At 37.8% G+C, this 18,597-nt stretch carries 15 protein-coding genes; 14 read left to right on the forward strand and 1 reads right to left on the reverse strand.

Features of this window, described 5'->3' with window-relative positions; genetic code table 11:
* The first annotated feature begins 10 nt into the window (after positions 1-10).
* The 14 genes from DV356_RS02165 (at position 11) to pheA (ending at position 17,684) form a co-directional block, all read left to right on the forward strand.
* Complete coding sequence (locus DV356_RS02165) at positions 11-1,843, forward strand: penicillin-binding transpeptidase domain-containing protein (protein ID WP_040034679.1); 1,833 nt, start codon at positions 11-13, stop codon at positions 1,841-1,843.
* Positions 1,844-1,852: 9 nt separating this feature from the next.
* Entirely contained in the window at positions 1,853-3,319 is a 1,467-nt protein-coding gene (murE, locus tag DV356_RS02170; RefSeq protein WP_040034680.1) for a UDP-N-acetylmuramoyl-L-alanyl-D-glutamate--2,6-diaminopimelate ligase, read from the forward strand.
* A 13-nt stretch (positions 3,320-3,332) separates the two neighbouring features.
* Positions 3,333-4,706 (forward strand): UDP-N-acetylmuramoyl-tripeptide--D-alanyl-D-alanine ligase, encoded by a 1,374-nt coding sequence (murF, locus tag DV356_RS02175; RefSeq protein WP_040034681.1) that lies wholly within the window; start codon positions 3,333-3,335, stop codon positions 4,704-4,706.
* A complete protein-coding gene (gene mraY, locus DV356_RS02180; RefSeq protein WP_005661304.1) occupies positions 4,700-5,782 on the forward strand; it encodes a phospho-N-acetylmuramoyl-pentapeptide-transferase in 1,083 nt (360 codons plus the stop codon). Before murF ends, mraY begins: the two co-directional genes overlap by 7 nt.
* Before the next feature lie 111 nt (positions 5,783-5,893).
* A complete protein-coding gene (gene murD / locus DV356_RS02185) occupies positions 5,894-7,207 on the forward strand; it encodes a UDP-N-acetylmuramoyl-L-alanine--D-glutamate ligase (RefSeq protein WP_118806455.1) in 1,314 nt (437 codons plus the stop codon).
* Positions 7,208-7,228: 21 nt separating this feature from the next.
* Complete coding sequence (gene ftsW, locus DV356_RS02190) at positions 7,229-8,413, forward strand: putative lipid II flippase FtsW (RefSeq protein ID WP_118806456.1); 1,185 nt, start codon at positions 7,229-7,231, stop codon at positions 8,411-8,413.
* An 11-nt stretch (positions 8,414-8,424) separates the two neighbouring features.
* Positions 8,425-9,480: an undecaprenyldiphospho-muramoylpentapeptide beta-N-acetylglucosaminyltransferase gene (gene murG / locus DV356_RS02195; protein WP_112065150.1), complete on the forward strand. Its 1,056-nt coding sequence runs from the start codon at positions 8,425-8,427 to the stop codon at positions 9,478-9,480.
* 136 nt (positions 9,481-9,616) lie between these two features.
* Positions 9,617-11,044 carry a UDP-N-acetylmuramate--L-alanine ligase gene (gene murC / locus DV356_RS02200; RefSeq protein ID WP_005651829.1) on the forward strand — a complete coding sequence of 476 codons (1,428 nt, stop codon included), beginning with the start codon at positions 9,617-9,619 and terminating at the stop codon, positions 11,042-11,044.
* A 70-nt stretch (positions 11,045-11,114) separates the two neighbouring features.
* Positions 11,115-12,035: a D-alanine--D-alanine ligase gene (locus DV356_RS02205; RefSeq protein ID WP_105882416.1), complete on the forward strand. Its 921-nt coding sequence runs from the start codon at positions 11,115-11,117 to the stop codon at positions 12,033-12,035.
* Positions 12,035-12,799, forward strand: coding sequence for a cell division protein FtsQ/DivIB (locus tag DV356_RS02210; RefSeq protein WP_048954751.1), 765 nt, complete (start codon positions 12,035-12,037; stop codon positions 12,797-12,799). The genes DV356_RS02205 and DV356_RS02210 overlap by 1 nt, the downstream gene beginning before the upstream one ends.
* Positions 12,800-12,817: 18 nt before the next feature.
* On the forward strand, positions 12,818-14,095 hold the full coding sequence (gene ftsA, locus DV356_RS02215) for a cell division protein FtsA (RefSeq protein WP_048954750.1): 1,278 nt from the start codon (positions 12,818-12,820) through the stop codon (positions 14,093-14,095).
* 83 nt (positions 14,096-14,178) lie between these two features.
* Complete coding sequence (ftsZ, locus tag DV356_RS02220; RefSeq protein ID WP_005647572.1) at positions 14,179-15,444, forward strand: cell division protein FtsZ; 1,266 nt, start codon at positions 14,179-14,181, stop codon at positions 15,442-15,444.
* Positions 15,445-15,482: 38 nt separating this feature from the next.
* Positions 15,483-16,400, forward strand: a complete 918-nt coding sequence (gene lpxC, locus DV356_RS02225; protein WP_118806457.1) for a UDP-3-O-acyl-N-acetylglucosamine deacetylase — start codon at positions 15,483-15,485, stop codon at positions 16,398-16,400.
* 126 nt (positions 16,401-16,526) lie between these two features.
* Positions 16,527-17,684, forward strand: coding sequence for a prephenate dehydratase (pheA, locus tag DV356_RS02230; RefSeq protein ID WP_112103104.1), 1,158 nt, complete (start codon positions 16,527-16,529; stop codon positions 17,682-17,684).
* Positions 17,685-17,727: 43 nt separating this feature from the next.
* Here the strand turns inward: pheA and rapZ are convergent, their stop codons facing one another.
* Complete coding sequence (rapZ, locus tag DV356_RS02235; RefSeq protein WP_015702081.1) at positions 17,728-18,585, reverse strand: RNase adapter RapZ; 858 nt, start codon at positions 18,583-18,585, stop codon at positions 17,728-17,730.
* Between the last annotated feature and the right edge of the window lie 12 nt (positions 18,586-18,597).

Below are 18,597 nucleotides of genomic sequence, written 5' to 3' on the forward strand. Positions count from 1 at the left end.
AGGTAAAAAAATGGTGAAATTTAATTCCTCGCGTAAATCAGGTAAGTCAAAAAAAACAATTAGAAAATTGACCGCACCTGAAACTGTAAAGCAAAACAAGCCTCAAAAGGTGTTTGAAAAATGCTTTATGCGTGGACGTTATATGCTTTCTACGGTTCTTATTTTACTTGGTCTGTGTGCTTTAGTCGCACGAGCAGCTTATGTTCAATCTATTAATGCCGATACGTTATCAAATGAAGCGGATAAGCGTTCTTTGCGTAAAGATGAAGTATTATCGGTGCGTGGTTCTATTTTAGATCGTAATGGTCAGCTTTTATCTGTAAGCGTGCCGATGAGCGCGATTGTGGCAGATCCAAAAACGATGTTGAAGGAAAATTCGCTTGCGGATAAAGAACGAATTGCAGCTTTAGCCGAAGAATTAGGTATGACTGAAAATGATTTAGTGAAAAAAATTGAGAAAAATTCTAAATCTGGTTATTTGTATTTAGCACGTCAAGTTGAATTAAGTAAAGCTAACTATATTCGTAGATTAAAAATTAAGGGTATTATTTTAGAAACAGAGCATCGCCGTTTTTATCCTCGTGTAGAAGAAGCTGCACACGTGGTGGGTTATACGGATATTGATGGAAATGGTATTGAAGGCATTGAGAAAAGTTTTAATTCCCTGCTTGTTGGTAAAGACGGTTCACGTACTGTTCGTAAAGATAAACGTGGGAATATTGTTGCACATATCTCCGATGAGAAAAAATATGATGCACAAGATGTTACCTTAAGTATTGATGAAAAATTGCAATCTATGGTGTATCGTGAGATTAAAAAGGCGGTGTCTGAGAATAATGCGGAGTCTGGTACTGCGGTGTTAGTTGATGTTCGTACTGGGGAGGTGTTAGCTATGGCGACTGCGCCCTCTTATAATCCAAACAACCGTGTCGGCGTGAAATCAGAGTTAATGCGTAACCGTGCAATTACCGATACTTTTGAGCCAGGTTCTACGGTAAAACCTTTCGTTGTTTTAACCGCACTTCAACGAGGTGTAGTTAAACGAGATGAAATTATTGATACTACGTCCTTTAAATTAAGCGGTAAAGAAATTGTGGACGTTGCACCACGTGCTCAGCAAACTTTAGACGAGATTTTAATGAACTCTAGTAACCGTGGTGTAAGTCGTCTTGCATTACGTATGCCACCTAGTGCATTAATGGAAACTTATCAAAATGCAGGTTTAAGTAAACCGACAGATTTAGGCTTGATCGGCGAACAAGTTGGGATTTTGAATGCAAATCGTAAACGCTGGGCAGATATTGAGCGTGCAACAGTCGCTTATGGTTATGGTATTACTGCGACACCTTTACAAATTGCTCGTGCCTATGCAACCCTTGGTAGTTTCGGTGTTTATCGTCCGCTTTCTATCACTAAAGTTGATCCGCCAGTTATTGGGAAACGGGTTTTCTCTGAAAAAATAACTAAAGATATTGTGGGAATTTTAGAGAAAGTAGCAATTAAAAATAAACGCGCAATGGTGGAAGGCTACCGTGTCGGCGTAAAAACAGGTACGGCACGTAAGATTGAAAATGGACATTATGTAAATAAATATGTGGCATTTACTGCGGGTATTGCACCAATTAGTGATCCTCGTTATGCATTAGTGGTTTTGATCAATGATCCAAAAGCAGGAGAATATTATGGTGGTGCGGTTTCTGCCCCTGTATTCTCTAACATTATGGGCTATGCGTTACGTGCAAATGCTATTCCGCAAGATGCTGAATCAGCTGAAAACACAACAACGAAAAGTGCAAAACGTATTGTTTATATTGGCGAACACAAGAATCAAAAAGTGAATTAAGGAAAAATTATGAAAAAACTCACCGCACTTTTTAATTTGCCTGAATTAAAGAATGATATAGAACTCCATAATATGGTGTTAGATAGCCGTAAGGTTAAAGCTGGCGATCTTTTTGTGGCGATAAAAGGGCATCAAGTCGATGGAAATCAATTTATTGATTCTGCTCTTCATTCTGGTGCAAGTGCGGTGGTTTCTGAGACAGAATTATCTAGCGAGCATTTAACTGTGGCGTTTATCAGGAATGTGCCGGTAGTTAAATATTATCAACTTGCACGTCATCTTTCGTCTTTAGCTGATGTTTTTTATGATTCGCCCTCTAAAAATTTAACCCTTGTTGGTGTTACAGGAACAAATGGCAAAACCACTATTTCTCAATTATTAGCGCAATGGGCGGAATTATTGGGGCATCGTGCGGCTGTGATGGGAACCATTGGTAATGGACTTTTTGGGCAAATTGTAGAAGCTAAAAATACGACAGGTTCAGCAGTAGAAATTCAGTCATCTCTTTCAACTTTCAAACACGCAGGTGCAGATTTTACCTCTATTGAAGTTTCATCACACGGTTTGGCGCAGCATCGTGTAGAAGCCTTGCATTTTAAAGCAGCAATTTTCACGAATTTAACCCGTGATCATCTAGATTATCATCAATCTATGGAAAATTATGCTGCGGCGAAGAAACGCTTGTTCACTGAATTAGATACCCAAATTAAAGTGATTAATGCTGATGATGAAATTGGATACCAATGGCTAACTGAACTACCTGATGCTATTGCCGTAAGTATGAATGCGGATTTTAAAGTAGGTTCACACCAATGGATGAAAGCAATAAATATCCATTATCATTTTAAAGGTGCAGATATTACTTTTGAATCTAGCTGGGGTAATGGTGTTTTGCATAGCCCATTAATTGGTGCTTTTAATGTAAGTAATTTATTATTAGTAATGACCACGTTGTTATCGTTTGGTTACCCATTGGAAAATTTACTCGCTACGGCGAAATCTTTAAAAGGAGTATGTGGAAGAATGGAAATGATTCAATATCCAAATAAACCAACCGTTATTGTAGATTATGCGCATACACCAGATGCGTTAGAAAAAGCGTTGATTGCTGCGCGTGAACATTGCCAAGGCGAATTATGGTGCATTTTTGGTTGTGGCGGAGACCGTGATAGAGGCAAACGTCCGTTAATGGCACAGGTTGCAGAGCAGTTTGCTGAAAAGATTATTGTGACAAAAGATAATCCACGAACAGAACCACAAAGCCAAATTGAAGCAGATATTGTCGCTGGCTTTAAAAATATGGAAAAAGTGGGGATTATTCCTGATCGCGCACAGGCGATCCAGTTTGCGATTGAAAGTGCGGTAGAAAATGACGTGATTTTAATTGCTGGAAAGGGTCATGAGCATTATCAAATTATTGGTTCGGAAGTTGTGCATTTTTCCGACCAAGAAATTGCACTTGATTTCTTAAAATAATAATCACTCAATTATGATTAAACTCTCTACTGTACAACTTGCACAGATTCTTCAAGCTAAATTAATTGGCGATGAAAATGTGCAAGTTGCAGAAATTAATACGGATACTCGAAAAAGCGTATCAAATAGCTTATTTTTTGCTTTAAAAGGCGAAAAATTTGATGCTCATCAATATCTTGATCAAGCGGTGTCACAGGGTGCGCTTGCGCTTGTTGTTCAGCAAGAAAACTCGTCTATTTTAGTTCCTCAACTTGTGGTTAAAGACACTCGTATTGCTTTGGGCGAGCTTGCAAAATGGTTACGTGAGAAAATTAATCCACGTACTGTGGCGATGACTGGCTCTTCTGGTAAAACTACGGTAAAAGAAATGACGGCAAGTATTTTGCAGCATACCGCAGCTGATTCAGAAGCGGTACTTTTTACCAATGGTAACTTCAATAACGATATAGGTGTGCCTTTAACTCTGCTTCGCTTAACAGAAAAACATCGTTTTGCTGTGATTGAACTTGGTGCAAATCATCAAAATGAAATCAATTACACCACAAAATTAGTTCAACCTAATGCCGCATTGATTAATAATATTGCGCCTGCACATTTAGAGGGGTTTGGTTCTTTAGAGGGCGTAGCACAAGCTAAAGGTGAGATTTATCGTGGTTTAACATTGAATGGCGTGGCGATTATTAACGCAGAACATAACCATTTAGATTGTTGGCAAAAAGAAATCAGTGAACATGAGATTCAATATTTTAACGGTAAAGATTATTCTGCAAAAAATATCCATCATACTGATCAAGGTTCCACTTTTACACTTATTTCCCCACAAGGTGAAATTGAGATTAACTTACCTTACCTTGGTGAACATAATGTAAAAAATGCTTTAGCTGCTACCGCACTAGCGATGAATGTTGGTGCTACGCTTGCCGATGTCAAAGCTGGATTAGAACAACGTTCACAAGTGAAAGGGCGTTTATTTCCTATTCAAGTAACGCCTAATTTATTGTTATTAGATGATACTTATAACGCAAATAAAGATTCTCTCTGTGCGGCTATTGATGTCCTAAAAAGTTATGATGCTTTCCTTATTCTATGTGTCGCAGATATGAAAGAATTGGGCGAAAATTCTCTCGCTATTCATCGTGAAGTTGGACAATATATTAATTTGGTAAATTTAGATTTAGTGTGTTCTTATGGCAATGAAAGTGCGGTTATTTCTGAGGCTGTTTTGGGCAAGCATTTTACGGATAAAACTGAAATGGTGGATTTCTTAGTTCCACTTATTGAAAACCAATTACAACAAAATAAAAAAGTTGTGGTGCTAGGAAAAGGCTCACGCTCAATGAAAATGGAAGATGTGATCTATTCATTAAAGGATAAAATTAAATGTTAGTCTGGCTTGCTGAATATCTTGTTCGTTACGAAACCGCCTTTAATGCGATTTCTTATATTACCGTCCGTGCAATTCTTGCATTATTAACCGCACTTTTTATCTCACTTTGGATTGGTCCTAAAGTGATCAAACGCTTGCAGATCTTAAAATTTGGCCAAGAAGTGCGAAATGATGGCCCTGAAAGTCACTTTGCAAAAAAAGGCACACCCACTATGGGAGGTGTGATGATTTTATTCTCTATTGGCGTAAGTACGTTATTATGGGCAAATCTTGCTAATCCGTATATTTGGGTTTGTTTATTTGTTTTATTTGGATACGGCACAATTGGTTTTGTGGATGATTTCCGCAAAATTACCCGTAAAAATACTGATGGATTGATTGCTCGTTGGAAATATTTCTGGATGTCTGTGGTGGCATTAGTGGCAATCCTTTGGCTTTATTGGCTTGGTCACGACACTGATGCCACCCGTTTAGTGATTCCATTCTTTAAAGACATTATGCCTCAATTAGGTTTGTTCTATATTGTGTTATCTTACTTTGTGATTGTTGGCACGGGTAATGCAGTGAATTTAACCGACGGTTTAGATGGATTAGCGATTATGCCTACTGCGCTTGTTGCAGGTGCGTTTGCTTTAATTGCTTGGGCTACAGGTAACGTGAATTTCGCAGAATATTTGCACATTCCGTATATTAAATACAGTTCTGAAGTAGTGGTGTTCTGTACAGCTATTGTTGGCGCGAGTTTAGGATTTTTATGGTTTAATACTTATCCAGCTCAAGTATTTATGGGGGACGTGGGTTCTCTAGCATTAGGTGGAGCGCTGGGTGTCGTAGCAATTCTTGTTCGTCAGGAATTTTTGCTTGTGATAATGGGTGGCGTATTTGTTGTTGAAGCGCTCTCTGTTATTTTGCAAGTAGGGTCTTATAAGTTACGCAAACAACGCATTTTTAGAATGGCACCGATTCATCATCATTTTGAATTGAAAGGATGGCCAGAACCAAGAGTGATTATTCGGTTTTGGATTATTTCCTTAATGTTAGTGTTGATGGGATTAGTCACCTTGAAGTTGCGTTAATAAATGTTGTGAGGTTCGCTCTTTCAGTTTTTGAAAGAGCGAGCTTTTACGTTATAAATTGATATTCCCATCAGCAAAATTTAAAACTTATAGTAATTAAGAAGAAATAAAATGAATGCCTATCAAAACAAAAATATTACGATCATTGGGCTTGGCAAAACAGGTCTTTCTTGTGTGGATTATCTCTTATCCCAACAGGCTAATATTCGTGTGATTGATACTCGAAAAAAGCCTACTGGTATTGATAAACTTCCTCAAAATATCCCTCTTCATACTGGTAGTTTAAATCAGGAATGGTTACTTGAAAGCGATATGATTGTTATTAGCCCAGGGCTTGCGGTAAAAACACCAGAAATTCAAACCGCACTTAAAGCTGGCGTAGAAGTAATCGGTGATATTGAATTATTCTGCCGCGCAGCGACAAAGCCAATTGTGGGAATTACCGGTTCAAATGGAAAAAGTACCGTAACTACTTTAGTTTATGAAATGGCGAAAGCTGCTGGCGTGAAAGTTGGTATGGGTGGAAATATTGGGATTCCTGCTTTGTCATTGTTGAATGAAGATTGTGAACTTTATGTATTAGAGCTTTCTAGTTTTCAGCTTGAGACAACTTATAGCTTAAAAGCTGCGGCTGCGACTGTCTTGAACGTGACTGAAGATCATATGGATCGCTATATGGATTTAGAAGATTATCGCCAAGCAAAATTACGCATTTATCATAATGCTAAAGTAGGTGTGTTGAACAATGAAGATAGGCTGACTTTTGGGGAAAACGAAAATCAAGCGAAACAAATCGTTTCTTTTGCGGAAAATAGTGCGGATTATTGGCTAAAAACTGAAAATGGCAAGCAATATTTAATGGTAAAAGATGAAGTGATTTTACCTTGTGAAGAAGCTACATTGGTTGGTCGCCATAATTATATGAACATTTTGGCAGCAACAGCATTGGCACAAGCTATAGGTATTAATTTAGATTCAATTCGTGCCGCACTTCGCCATTTCAAAGGGTTAGATCATCGTTTTCAATTAGCGCATCAAGCTAATGGCATTCGTTGGATTAATGACTCTAAAGCAACAAATGTGGGGAGTACAGTTGCTGCATTGGCTGGGCTTTATATTGAGGGTAAATTGCATTTGTTGCTAGGCGGAGACGGAAAAGGGGCTGATTTTTCAGAATTAGCTGAATTAATTAATCAACCACACATTATTTGTTATTGTTTTGGTCGAGATGGTGCGCAGCTTGCAAAACTTTCATCACAAAGCTATTTGTTTGAAACAATGGAACAAGCGATAGAATTTTTACGCCCAACATTGCAAAGCGGAGATATGGTATTATTGTCGCCTGCTTGTGCAAGTCTCGATCAGTTTGCTTCTTTTGAAAAACGTGGCGAAGAATTTACGCGTTTAGCTCAATGTTTAGCCTAATTTAGTAACTCACGAAATAAGATGGAATTTTTACAAAATATCAAAAAAAATTACGATGAATGGACACGCATCACACCGCAAGGTTTGTTGTATGATCGTGCACTATTTTGGTTATTTGTTATTTTGCTTTTAATTGGTTTAGTGGCAGTAACATCTGCTTCTATTCCTTATAGCTCTCGTTTATTTAATGATCCTTTTTACTTTGCAAAACGCGACGCTATTTATGTGCTACTTTCTTTGCTCACTTGTTATATTTCATTACAAATTTCTTCTTCGCAATGGGAAAAATGGCACGCTAAAATTTTTTTATTTTCTGTCATATTATTATTGCTTGTCCTTTTTATCGGTACATCGGTTAATGGCGCAAAACGTTGGATTTCATTGGGGATCTTAAACTTTCAACCTGCAGAATTTGCAAAATTGGCTTTGACTTGTTTTTTAGCAAGTTATTTCACTCGTCGTTATGATGAAGTGCGGTCGCGACATGTTAGTATTTTTAAACCGTTTATTGTTATGCTTGTATTGGGTTGTTTTCTTTTATTGCAACCTGATTTAGGTAGTACAGTCGTGCTATTTATTATTATGTCTGGGATGCTTTTTATCGTAGGGGCGAAAATTTTACAGTTTGTAGGATTGATAGCATTAGGTGGAATCTTATTCGTTTGGCTAGTATTGACCGCCTCTTATCGGTTAAAGCGATTTATAGGTTTTTTAGAACCCTTTAAAGATCCTTATGGCACTGGTTTCCAATTAACAAACTCTCTTATAGCATTTGGGCGGGGAGAAATTACTGGCGAAGGATTAGGTAATTCAATTCAAAAATTAGATTATCTGCCTGAAGCACATACCGATTTCATTATGGCGATTATCGGCGAAGAATTTGGATTTATCGGTATATTGATTGTTATTCTTTTATTAGGTTTATTAATTTTTCGTGCAATGAAAATTGGACGAGAATCCTTAATGTTAGAACAACGTTTTCGAGGTTTTTTTGCATTAGGTATTGGTTTTTGGATTTTCTTTCAAGGCTTTGTGAATTTAGGTATGGCTCTTGGAATACTACCAACTAAAGGTTTAACCTTTCCACTCGTGAGTTATGGTGGTTCGAGTATTATCATTATGTCCGCCACTATTGGTATTTTATTGCGAATTGATCACGAAAATCGTTTATTTCGTATAGGTCAAGCACGCTTGCGTGATGATTAGAGATAGAAAAGATGAAAAATAAAAAATTATTAGTGATGGCGGGTGGCACTGGCGGTCATGTTTTTCCTGCCATTGCAGTTGCTCAAACTTTACAAAAACAAGAATGGGATATTTGCTGGTTAGGTACGAAAGATAGAATGGAGGCTCAACTTGTACCAAAATATGGTATTCCTATTCGATTTATTCAAATTTCTGGCTTGCGTGGTAAAGGTATAAAAGCTTTGTTAAATGCGCCTTTTGCCGTTTTTCGTGCGGTGTTGCAGGCAAAAAAAATTATTCAAGAAGAAAAGCCTGACGCTGTACTTGGTATGGGAGGCTATGTTTCTGGCCCCGCTGGCGTTGCGGCAAAACTTTGTGGTGTACCAATCATTTTACATGAACAAAATGCGATAGCGGGTTTAACGAATAAATTATTAGGTAAAATTGCAACCTGTGTATTGCAGGCATTTCCAACGGCTTTTCCTCATGCTGAAGTAGTAGGAAACCCAGTTCGAGAAGATTTATTTGAGATGCCAAATCCTGATATTCGTTTCTCGGATCGTGAGGAAAAATTACGTGTCTTAGTGGTTGGTGGTAGTCAAGGAGCGAGAGTGCTTAATCATACTTTACCTAAAGTAGTCGCCCAGCTTGCAGATAAATTAGAGCTTCGTCATCAAGTAGGTAAAGGTGCGGTAGAAGAAGTCAGCCAACTTTATGGCGAGAATTTAGAACAAGTTAAAATAACAGAATTTATTGATAATATGGCAGAGGCTTATGCTTGGGCTGATGTGGTTATTTGCCGTTCTGGCGCATTAACCGTATGTGAAATTGCAGCAGTGGGAGCCGCAGCAATTTTTGTACCCTTCCAACATAAAGATCGCCAACAATATTTAAATGCGAAATATTTATCAGATGTTGGCGCGGCGAAAATTATAGAACAGGCAGATTTAACGCCTGAAATTCTAGTGAATTCTTTAAAAAATTTCACTCGTGAAAATTTATTGCAGATGGCATTGAAAGCGAAAACAATGTCGATGCCTAATGCGGCACAACGTGTAGCTGAAGTAATTAAACAATATTCAAACTAGGGGTTGTGGCGTTTTATAAATAGCCTCAGCCATAAGTATTTTTATATCCAAAAGTGCTAATATTAGAAATAAAAACGTTGCGAATTTTAACCGCACTTTTAGTTGAGTTTTGTCATTGGGAGAAAAGGAAAAATAAATGAAACATTCCCACGAAGAAATTAGAAAAATTATCCCTGAAATGCGCCGTGTACAGCAAATTCATTTCATTGGCATTGGTGGTGCGGGAATGAGCGGCATTGCAGAAATTTTATTAAATGAAGGTTATCAAATTTCAGGTTCAGATATTGCCGATGGCGTAGTCACTCAACGTTTAGCTCAAGCTGGGGCAAAAATCTACATTGGTCATGCAGAAGAACATATTGAGGGTGCCAGTGTTGTTGTTGTGTCTAGTGCGATAAAAGATGATAACCCTGAATTAGTCGCATCGAAACAAAAACGCATTCCAGTGATTCAACGCGCACAAATGTTGGCGGAGATTATGCGTTTTCGTCACGGTATTGCTGTTGCAGGAACACACGGGAAAACGACAACAACAGCAATGATTTCAATGATTTACACCCAAGCTAAACTTGATCCGACTTTTGTAAATGGCGGTTTAGTGAAATCGGCGGGTAAGAATGCACATTTAGGGGCAAGTCGTTATTTAATTGCCGAAGCCGATGAAAGTGATGCGTCGTTTTTGCATTTACAGCCAATGGTATCTGTTGTAACTAATATGGAGCCAGACCATATGGATACTTACGAAGGCGATTTTGAAAAAATGAAAGCCACTTATGTGAAATTCCTGCATAATTTACCATTCTATGGTTTAGCCGTGATGTGCGCTGATGATCCTGTTTTAATGGAACTTGTGCCAAAAGTTGGTCGCCAAGTGATTACATATGGTTTTAGTGAACAGGCAGATTATCGCATTGAAGATTATGAACAAACAGGATTTCAAGGTCATTACACAGTGATTTGCCCAAATAATGAACGTATTAATGTACTGTTAAATGTGCCAGGAAAACATAATGCGTTAAATGCAACGGCTGCACTTGCTATAGCAAAAGAAGAAGGTATTGGCAATGAGGCTATTTTAGAAGCCCTTGCTGATTTCCAAGGTGCAGGTCGTCGCTTTGATCAGTTAGGTGAGTTTATTCGTCCAAATGGTAAAGTACGTTTAGTTGATGATTATGGTCATCATCCAACAGAAGTGGGCGTAACCATTAAAGCAGCGCGAGAAGGCTGGGGAGAGAAACGTATTGTTATGATTTTCCAACCGCATCGTTATTCGCGCACTCGTGATTTGTTTGATGATTTTGTACAAGTGCTTTCGCAAGTAGACGCTTTGATTATGCTTGATGTGTACGCAGCAGGAGAAGCCCCTATTGTTGGCGCTGACAGTAAATCTCTTTGCCGTTCCATTCGTAATCTTGGTAAAGTTGATCCTATTTTGGTATCAGATACTTCGCAACTAGGCGATGTTCTCGATCAAATTATTCAAGATGGCGATTTGATTTTGGCACAAGGTGCGGGTAGCGTAAGTAAAATTTCTCGTGGCTTGGCTGAATCTTGGAAGAATTAATGCCAGATGGATTGATTGAAAATCTTAGTATTAGAAAAGTATCATCATAAGAAGAAAAACAGGATAGAAAATGAACTTAAAACAAGAAAAAATCGCGGTGTTATTAGGCGGCACATCTGCTGAACGTGAAGTTTCTCTCAATTCAGGCAAAGCGGTATTAGAAGCATTATTAAAACAAGGATATAATGCGTATCCTATTGATCCTAAAGAATATAATGTTGCAAATCTTAAAAAGGATGGCTTTAATCGAGCATTTAATATTTTGCACGGTCGTGGTGGAGAAGATGGCACAATTCAAGGTTTATTAGAGCAAATTGGTTTGCCTTATACGGGGTGTGGCGTGATGGCTTCTGCATTAACGATGGACAAAATGCGTACAAAAATGTTGTGGAAAGCTTTTGGTTTACCTGTTGCAGATATGAAAGTGGTTACCCGAGAAACTTTTTCTGAATTGGATCCTCAGGCTGTTGTGGCAAAATTAGGCTTACCATTAATGGTTAAACCCTCTTTAGAAGGCTCTAGCGTTGGCTTAACGAAAGTAAAAGCGGTAGAAGAGTTAAAAAGTGCGGTGGAATATGCGCTTAAATTTGATAATACCATTCTAATTGAAGAGTGGTTAGCTGGCGATGAATTAACTGTGCCTGTGCTTGACAATCAAGTATTACCCGCAATTCGTATTGTTCCAGAGGGCGAATTTTATGATTATGAAGCGAAGTATATTTCTGATAATACGCAATATTTCTGCCCAGCAGGTTTAACGCCTGAACGCGAGCAAGAGTTAGCAATATTAGTAAAACGTGCTTATGATGCAGTGGGATGTCGTGGTTGGAGTCGTATTGATGTAATGTGTGATGCAAAAGGTAATTTCCGTTTGGTTGAGGTTAATACTAACCCTGGAATGACGAGCCATAGTTTATTCCCAAAATCTGCAGCGACAGTAGGTATTTCTTTTGAGCAACTCGTCGTGAAAATTTTGGAGTTGAGCCTGTAATGAACATTCTGAAAAGAAAAACGCCACAGAATATTCGTTTTGGAGAACAAAAGCCTAAATATTATTTTCATATTCGGACTTTTGCGGTATTGCTTGGTGTCTTTTTTTTACTTGGTGTTTATTTTAATTGGCAAAGCATTTTAGAAAAAATGGATGATAAGCCGATTAGCGCATTTGCACTTGTGGGACAAAATACCTTTACTACTGCTGATGATATTAAAGAAAGCCTATTAAAAATGGGCGAATTAAAAGGATTTTGGGGGCAAGATGTGGCACCGATTCAAGAGCAAATTGAGGCTTTACCTTGGGTTAAAGGTGCAATCGTAAGAAAAATGTGGCCAAATCGTTTAAGTATTTGGGTATCAGAATATCAACCCGTTGCGTTTTGGAATCAAAATCAATTTGTTACCCTTGATGGTATCGTTTTTCAGCTTCCTTCTGTACGTTTAACTGCAAAAAATTTGCCCTATTTGGGCGGGCCCGATTATCAGAGTTTGAAAGTAATTGAGACGTGGAACCAAATTTATATTAATTTAAAATCAAATAATATAATGGCAAAGGGAATTAATATTGATGATCGCGGTGCGTGGCAGATCCAGCTTGATAATGATATTGTGCTAAAATTAGGTCGTGGCGATTGGAAATCAAAACTTGAGCGATTTGTCACAATTTATCCGCAAATTGATGTGCCAGAAAACAAAAAAATAGATTATATAGATTTAAGATATACGGCAGGTGCAGCTGTAGGTATGGTTGATAGATAAAAATAACTGGGTGCGAAAATGGTTAAAGGTGTGGAAACAAAAACAATAGTAGGTTTAGAGGTTGGCACGTCAAAAGTGGTCGTTGTAGTTGGCGAAGTATTTCCTGATGGTGTAGTGAATGTGCTTGGTGTAGGCAGTTGTCCTTCAAAAGGGATTGATCGTGGCAGCATCACTGATCTTGATGCCGTGGTGGGTTCGATTCAACGTGCTATTGAAGCGGCAGAATCTATGGCTGATTGTCAGATTATGAGTGTGACTTTAGCCATTACTGGAGAGCATATTCAAAGCCTCAATGAAAGTGGTTTTGTGCCGATAGCAGAAAGTGAAGTAACACAAGAGGAAATCGATTCCGCACTTCATACAGCAAGCTCAATAAAATTGCCAGAAGGCTTATCTTTATTGCATGTTATTCCACAAGAATACGCTGTTGATCGTCAGATGAACATTAAAAATCCATTGGGATTACAAGGCGTGCGTTTAAAAGCACAAGTACATTTGATCGCTTGTCATCAAGATTGGCAAAATAACTTAAAAAAAGCCGTTGAACGTTGTGGATTGCAAGTGGATAAAGTGGTTTTCTCTGGTTTTGCAGCAACACATTCTGTGCTAACTGAGGATGAAAAAGATCTCGGCGTGTGTTTAATTGATTTTGGTGCTGGCACAATGAACGTGATGGTTTATACGAATGGCGCATTACGTTTTAGCAAGGTAATTCCTTACGCAGGAAATATTGTGACAAATGATATTGCGCACGCTTGTACAATTTCGCGAGCAGAAGCAGAACGGATCAAAGTGAACTATGCTAGTGCATTTTACCCAGCTCGTTTGCACGGAGATAAAAAAATTGAAGTGGCAAGTATTGGCGGTCGTGCGCCTCGTTCATTAACAAAAAGTGATTTATCTTTAATTACATCAGCTCGTTATACGGAGCTTTTAGGCGTGGTAAAAGATGAATTAGATAAGTTAAAAGCTGAATTAGAAGCAAAACATATTAAATTTGAATTAATTGCAGGTGTGGTAATAACTGGTGGTGGAGCACAGATTGAAGATCTTAAAGAATGCGCTTCAAATGTTTTTTATTGTCAAGTGCGTATTGCGAGTCCATTAAATATTACTGGTTTGACTGATTACGTGAATCGTCCACAATATTCAACGGTGGTGGGATTATTGCAATATAATCACAGTAATAGTGATGATGATTTAATTTCAGGAAGTGATGATTCTGAAGGAACTTTCTTTGAATCTATTTGGCAAGGAGTAAAAAAAATTGTCAATAAAGTGCGGTCAGAATTTTGATTATTTTAATTTTTCATCTACAATAAAGGGAATTTATATTTTATATATTTAGTCAGCTTATCTGGCAGTAACGGAGAACATCAATGCTATACCCAGAGTACCCTGAGTACGATAATTTTAACGAATCCGGCGCACTGATCAAAGTCGTAGGTGTAGGCGGTGGCGGTGGCAATGCCGTAAACCATATGGTAATGAATATGGTAAAACAAGAAATGGGCGGAACCTTTGTTGGCGAAAGTTCATTAACATCAGAGGAACACGGTCGCATAGTATTTTATGCCGTCAATACTGATGCTCAAGCATTGCGTAAAAGTCAAGTTCAACAGACCGTACAAATTGGTGGAGAAACAACCAAAGGTTTAGGTGCTGGGGCAAATCCGAATATTGGTCGTAAGGCAGCTGAAGATGATCAGGATGAAATCCGCAAAATGCTTGAAGGTGCCGATATGGTCTTTATTGCAGCAGGTATGGGCGGCGGCACAGGTACGGGTGCGGCACCTGTTGTTGCTAAAATTGCTAAAGAACTCGGTATTTTGACTGTTGCTGTAGTGACTAAACCTTTTGCCTTTGAAGGCAAAAAACGTATGCAATTTGCAGAGCTTGGTATTAAAGATTTATCCCAATATGTTGATTCAATGATTATTATTCCGAATCAACAAATCCAAAAAGTTCTCCCTAAAAATGCTAAATTAATTGATGCTTTTGCTGCTGCAAACGACGTATTGCGTAATTCTGTAATGGGAATTTCAGATATGATTACCTCTCCTGGTTTAATTAACGTGGACTTCGCTGATGTAAGAACGGTAATGTCAGTTCAAGGGCAAGCTATGATTGGTTTTGGTTCAGCTGTGGGAGAACCCGGTGCAGGTAGAGCAGAAGAGGCAGCTCGTCTTGCAGTACGCAATGATCTTCTAGAAAAAATCGATCTTTCTAACGCTCAAGGAATTTTAGTTAATATTACTGCTGGAATGGATTTAGTTTTTGAAGAGTTTAACATTATAGGTGAGACAATAGGTAGTTTTGCTTCTGAAGAAGCGACAGTTGTTGTTGGTACGAGTTTAGTGCCTGAGATGAGCGATGAAATTCGTGTAACTATTGTGGCAACTGGTCTCGGTGAAATTGCAGGAAATGAACCAATTCAGGTTGTTCGTCAAGGGCTTTCTACGCAGAATATTGAAGGTGAAGGACGTGTAAACATTGTTCCTGAACTTCATCGTCGTGAATCTGTTGAAGTGTCAAGAACTGCATCAGAAGAATATCAACGGCCGTTAGATAAACCGATTACAGATCGCTTGGAAGCATTTAAGAAAAATAATTTCTTTAATCCTGCACAGCGTGAAGAAAATTAATAAGTTTCAGAAAATACCTAGTAAATGAAGGTAGTAGAATGATTAAACAAAGAACATTAAAACAAAGTATTAAAGTTACAGGCGTTGGCTTGCATAGCGGTGAAAAAGTGACATTAACCTTGCGCCCAGCTATGCCAAACACTGGTGTTGTTTATTATCGCACAGATTTAAACCCTGCGGTGGCATTCCCTGCTGATCCTAATTCAGTGCGTGATACAATGCTTTGTACCGCGCTAATTAATGAACAAGGTGTGCGTATTTCTACCGTCGAGCATTTAAATGCAGCTTTGGCAGGGCTTGGTATTGATAATATTATTATTGAAGTTGATGCTCCTGAAATTCCAATTATGGATGGTAGTGCTAGTCCGTTTATCTATTTGTTGTTAGATGCGGGAATTGAAGAACAAAATGCAGCGAAAAAATTTATTCGTATTAAGGAATATGTTCGAGTTGAAGATGGCGATAAATGGGCTGAATTTAAGCCTTACAATGGTTTTCGTTTAGATTTTACTATTGATTTTGACCATCCTGCTATTGGCAAAGATGTACGTAACTATGAAATGAATTTTTCTGCCCAAGCATTTGTTCATCAAATTAGCCGAGCAAGAACTTTTGGCTTTATGAAAGATATTGAATATCTTCAATCTCAAGGTTTAGTATTAGGTGGTAGCCTTGATAATGCGATTGTTCTTGATGATTATAGAATTTTAAATGAAGATGGTTTACGTTTTAAAGATGAACTTGTTCGTCATAAAATGTTAGACGCAATTGGTGATCTTTATATGGCTGGTTATAACATTATCGGTGATTTTAAAGCCTATAAATCAGGTCACGGTTTAAATAACAAGTTACTTCGTGCTGTTTTAGCAAATCAAGAAGCGTGGGAATTTGTAACCTTTGAAGATAAAGCGCAAGTGCCACAAGGGTATGTAGCTCCAGTGCAAGTGCTTATTTAATTGTTTTATTGTTGAAAAAGCTATATTTCTGGTGGGAAGTATAGCTTTTTTATTTCATCTCGTGCTTAAATATCGAATGTACTAAAAGTGCGGTCAATTTCGTGGGATTTTTTATAAGGAAGCATTATGGCATTAGAATTATCTGACATTCGCCAACAAATTACGCAAATAGATCGTAGTTTATTAAAATTACTTTCTGAGCGTCATCGTTTAGCTTTCGATGTAGTGAGAAGTAAAGAGATCTCGCAAAAATCTTTACGTGATGTAGAGCGAGAACAGCAACTTTTACAAGAACTAGTGCAATTTGCAGAAAATGAAAATTATCAGCTTGAAGCACAATATATCACTTCAATTTTCCAAAAAATCATTGAAGACTCGGTATTGACCCAGCAAGTCTATTTGCAGAATAAACTTAATGAACAACGTAATCAAAATTTACATATTGCTTTTTTAGGTAAACGTGGTTCTTATTCTAATTTAGCTGCACGTAATTATGCTGCTCGTTATCAAAAACAATTTGTAGAACTAGGATGTCAGTCTTTTGAGCAAGTATTTGAAAAAGTTCAGACTGGAGAAGCTGACTTTGGCGTATTGCCTTTAGAAAATACAACATCGGGTGCAATTAATGAAGTTTATGATTTACTTCAGCATACTGATTTATCATTAGTGGGAGAGTTGGCATATCCAATCAAACATTGCGTACTTGTCAATGATAAGACAGATTTGAGCCAAATTGATACGTTGTATAGTCATCCTCAAGTGATTCAACAATGTAGTCAATTTATTCATAGCCTTGATCGCGTGCATATTGAATATTGCGAAAGTAGTTCACACGCAATGCAATTAGTCGCAAGTTTGAATAAACCTAATATTGCAGCATTGGGCAATGAAGACGGTGGAAAATTGTATGGACTTAGTGTATTAAAAACTAATATTGCTAATCAAGAGAACAATATTACGCGTTTTATTGTGGTGGCTAAAGAGCCTCGCGAAGTTTCATCACAGATTCCCACAAAGACCTTATTATTAATGACAACTTCACAGCAAGCTGGTGCGTTAGTGGATGCTTTATTGGTGTTTAAAAAGCATCAAATCAATATGACAAAACTGGAATCTCGACCGATTTATGGTAAGCCTTGGGAAGAAATGTTTTATCTAGAAATTGAAGCAAATATTCATCATCCAGATACAAAACAGGCTTTGGAAGAACTAAAAAATTATAGTAATTACTTAAAGATTTTAGGCTGTTATCCTAGTGAGATTGTAAAGCCTGTGAATGTATAAAAAAGTGCGGTCAATAAAAATAATGTTTTTATGACCGCACTTTTTATATTTTTTTGTTCCGTTCTAAAGATTTATGTTGAATTTTCACCGTTTTTCCTTTGGCTTGAAAATATTCGCCTAATTGCTGAGCAATATAAACGGAGCGATGTTTTCCCCCAGTACATCCGATGGCAATCGTCAAATAGCTACGGTTATTTTTTTCTAACATTGGCAACCAAGTATCAATGTAATGACGAGTGAGATAAATAAATTCATTGACTTCTGTATGACTATTTAGAAATTCTGCGACAGGGGCTTCTAATCCAGTCATTGGGCGTAATGTTGGATCCCAATGGGGGTTAGGTAAAAATCGTACATCGAAAACATAATCCGCATCTAAAGGAATCCCATATTTAAAACCAAAAGATTCAACAATAATTTTTAATTCTTTTTCACTATTACCGCGTAAAAATTCGTGTAATCGCTCTGCAAGACTATGCGTAGAAAGATGGGTGGTATCAAGAATAAGATTTGCGTGTTGAATCAATGGTTCAAGATAGCAATATTCTTCATCAATTGCGGCTTCAAGAGATAAATCTTTTAATGAAAGCGGGTGCAAACGGCGTGAATCGCTATATCGGCGAATTAGGGTGGCACGATCAGCCTCTAAGAAAATGATTTTAATCTGATGATGCTTTTGTAATGTTGAAAGGGTTTGCTTAAGAGAATGAGCGGAGTTTGGAATATTACGAATATCAAGACTGATGGCGACAGATGATTGGGATTGAGATAGAATATCAGTCAATTGAGGAAGTAAATCCAGAGGAATATTATCAACACAATAATATCCTGTATCTTCTAATGCTCGTAAGGCTACAGATTTTCCTGCGCCAGAACGTCCACTAATAATGATAATTTCCATAAGTTTCCCCAC

It is taken from the genome of Haemophilus influenzae (assembly GCF_003494325.1).
Classification (GTDB): domain Bacteria; phylum Pseudomonadota; class Gammaproteobacteria; order Enterobacterales; family Pasteurellaceae; genus Haemophilus; species Haemophilus influenzae_I.

Bases quoted from the DNA above. Each gene is read 5' to 3' on its own strand.
- murC (WP_005651829.1), top strand. From the start codon at position 9,617: ATGAAACATTCCCACGAAGAAATTAGAAAAATTATCCCTGAAATGCGC.
- rapZ (WP_015702081.1), bottom strand. From the start codon at position 18,585: ATGGAAATTATCATTATTAGTGGACGTTCTGGCGCAGGAAAATCTGTA.
- ftsW (WP_118806456.1), top strand. From the start codon at position 7,229: ATGGAATTTTTACAAAATATCAAAAAAAATTACGATGAATGGACACGC.
- ftsZ (WP_005647572.1), top strand. From the start codon at position 14,179: ATGCTATACCCAGAGTACCCTGAGTACGATAATTTTAACGAATCCGGC.
- murD (WP_118806455.1), top strand. From the start codon at position 5,894: ATGAATGCCTATCAAAACAAAAATATTACGATCATTGGGCTTGGCAAA.
- mraY (WP_005661304.1), top strand. From the start codon at position 4,700: ATGTTAGTCTGGCTTGCTGAATATCTTGTTCGTTACGAAACCGCCTTT.
- DV356_RS02210 (WP_048954751.1), top strand. From the start codon at position 12,035: ATGAACATTCTGAAAAGAAAAACGCCACAGAATATTCGTTTTGGAGAA.
- pheA (WP_112103104.1), top strand. From the start codon at position 16,527: ATGGCATTAGAATTATCTGACATTCGCCAACAAATTACGCAAATAGAT.
- murG (WP_112065150.1), top strand. From the start codon at position 8,425: ATGAAAAATAAAAAATTATTAGTGATGGCGGGTGGCACTGGCGGTCAT.
- DV356_RS02165 (WP_040034679.1), top strand. From the start codon at position 11: ATGGTGAAATTTAATTCCTCGCGTAAATCAGGTAAGTCAAAAAAAACA.
- murF (WP_040034681.1), top strand. From the start codon at position 3,333: ATGATTAAACTCTCTACTGTACAACTTGCACAGATTCTTCAAGCTAAA.
- murE (WP_040034680.1), top strand. From the start codon at position 1,853: ATGAAAAAACTCACCGCACTTTTTAATTTGCCTGAATTAAAGAATGAT.
- DV356_RS02205 (WP_105882416.1), top strand. From the start codon at position 11,115: ATGAACTTAAAACAAGAAAAAATCGCGGTGTTATTAGGCGGCACATCT.
- ftsA (WP_048954750.1), top strand. From the start codon at position 12,818: ATGGTTAAAGGTGTGGAAACAAAAACAATAGTAGGTTTAGAGGTTGGC.
- lpxC (WP_118806457.1), top strand. From the start codon at position 15,483: ATGATTAAACAAAGAACATTAAAACAAAGTATTAAAGTTACAGGCGTT.